This window comes from Oscillospiraceae bacterium, from assembly GCA_035353335.1.
In the GTDB taxonomy this organism is placed as follows: domain Bacteria; phylum Bacillota; class Clostridia; order Oscillospirales; family JAKOTC01; genus DAOPZJ01.
Map to the genome: position 1 here is coordinate 5829 of DAOPZJ010000080.1, position 2350 is coordinate 8178.

General features: G+C 48.3%; 3 protein-coding genes. 2 read left to right on the forward strand and 1 reads right to left on the reverse strand.

The genetic code is table 11. The features are described from left to right. The coding region (locus PKH29_11950; protein HNX15550.1) for a serpin family protein at positions 1-865 on the reverse strand (865 nt) is incomplete at its 3' end. A 187-nt stretch (positions 866-1052) separates the two neighbouring features. Here PKH29_11950 and PKH29_11955 point away from each other — a divergent pair. Further along, complete coding sequence (locus PKH29_11955; GenBank protein HNX15551.1) at positions 1053-1913, forward strand: YitT family protein; 861 nt, start codon at positions 1053-1055, stop codon at positions 1911-1913. 54 nt (positions 1914-1967) lie between these two features. After that, on the forward strand, positions 1968-2350 hold a 383-nt coding region (locus PKH29_11960), incomplete at its 3' end, for a thioesterase (protein ID HNX15552.1).

Below are 2350 nucleotides of genomic sequence, written 5' to 3' on the forward strand. Positions count from 1 at the left end.
CGCCGGTCAGCGAGTTAACATAGTCGTCGATCGAAACGCCTTCGTTCGGCAGAAGCGCCGCGAAGCTGTATTTTCCGCCCGCATAGTTTTTGACAAACCCGGTGGCTTTGCCGTCGTCAAGATACAAATTTTCGGTCGAACTCATTAATTTTGCATTTTCTTTTGTGCCGTCATAGGCATTAAAAGTGCCGTCAAAAACGTCGCCCGTGTTATACTGCGCCTGCCACTCGGCGTCGAACAGCACCGCGTTCATCAGATACATCACCATATCGGGATCGATCTTGTCGAGGATTTTATCGATCATACCGTCGGTGTTGTTTTTGACCCATTCGTTGATGTCGGCGAGAGTTTTGTCGTCGAACGGGGCTTTAAAAGCAGCCGCGCCGTAGTAATCGGCATTCGTCTGCAAAAACTCCGGCTTGACTTCAAAAGAGCCGTCGTCCTTGATCCAGATGGAATCGGCGATATTGAGTTTTGCTTTTTCATTCGAGGGCAGGTTTTTGACATAGGCATAAAGATACTGATTCAAATCCTCAACCGTCATTCCGCCGCCGAGTACCGTTTCCATCTCGGTCTTGGTCTGGGCGTTTGCACCATTAGCCGTCATCGCCAGCGCCAGCATCACAGAGAGCGGCGAGACCAGCGAATTTTCACCTTTTGTCAGGGTCTTTTTAAACAGTTCCACGGCGAAGTTCGCCGAAGACGAAATAAACGCGTCTTCAGCCGCTTTACCCGTGACCGATTTTGCGCTGACACCCTCCATCAGATCGACAGCCGCGACTTGAATCCCGCAGCCCGCCGAATTGAAAAGTAAAACCGCCGTCATCAACAGGCACAGGATTATGCCCGTAATTGATTTTTTCATAAATGATTTCCTCCTTACGCACATTATATTACCATTGCGTTTCAAAGATAAGACATAAAAATCCTCTTAATTGTTACAATAACTTCTAACGTTTTCCTTTGAAATCAGGGAATATTGTTTTTTGGCACACAGGGTGTTATACTATTTTTGAACAAATACCGTCTGCGAACAAAGGATGAGCAATTAAATGAAGTTCAAAGTTTCAAAAGAGACCGTCGGCGATTATCTGATCTGCACGATAGGCGCGCTGCTTATGGCCGTCGGCATTTACTTTTTCAAGTTCCCGAACAATTTTTCGATTGGCGGCATCAGCGGCCTCTCGATTATTTTAAGCAACTATTTTCATCTTTCCTCCGCGTCAGTAATCACGGCAATCATCAACGCCGTTCTGCTGATATTCGGCTTCATCCTTCTCGGCCGTGACTGCGGCGCCAAAACCGTGCTCGGAACGGTGGTCTTTTCGGTTGCGTTGATAGTACTCGAAGAACTCGTTCCGCTCTCCGCTCCGCTGACCGACCAGCCGTTTTTGGAATTGTTTTTTGCGGTCGGCGTCCCCGCGATGGGCACCGCTATGCTCTTTAACCGAAACGGAAGCACCGGCGGTACCGACATTATCGCGATGGTTTTGCGCAAATATACGAGCATGAACATCGGCGCCGCATTGCTCGTCAGCGACGTCATCATCACGCTCGGCTCGTTTTTGTTCGGCATCAAAGTCGGGCTTTTTGCCATCCTCGGCCTGTTGATGAAATCGCTCGTCGTTGACAGCGTGATTGAGAGCATCAACCAGTGCAAATGTTTTCAGATCATCACCGACGAGCCCGAAGCGATCGCGGAATTCATTAAAACCGTCATCAAACGCAGCGCCACGATCATCGAAGCCAAGGGCGCCTATACCAACCAAAAAAAATATCTGGTCATTGCCGTCATGAAGCGTTATCAGGCGGTGCAGCTCAGGCATTATCTCAAAGAAAATCATCTCGACACTTTTATGATGATTATGAACTCCAGCGAGATCGTCGGAAAGGGCTTTCGAGGGACGACGTAAACGACTGCTTAGTGCAAAGTATATACTTACAAAATTCATCCAAAGGAACGAAACATGCGCGAACAAGACATTACTTACGACCTTTATCTGTTCGGGAACAACTTCGATCAAAATGGTCATTTAAAACCCTCGGTCTGCCCCGACCTGACCCAGCAGGTGGTTGAACGTCATCTTCAAAAGTTTAATATGGGCACAAATGACCTGTTAGGACAAAATCTGGCATGGGTGTTAATCGGCTACACCGCTGTGTTTGACGAACCTATCAAAAGCTGCATCCCGCTGATCGGACGCACCTGGCATTCTCAGAAAAAAGGCCCATACTACCGCCGCGAGACGGCGTTTTATGATCAAAACGGGAAACATTTGATCGGCGTTTCGACCTTCTCGGTGATGCTCGATATGAACACCCGCAGCATTACCCGTCGTTATGACCTGCC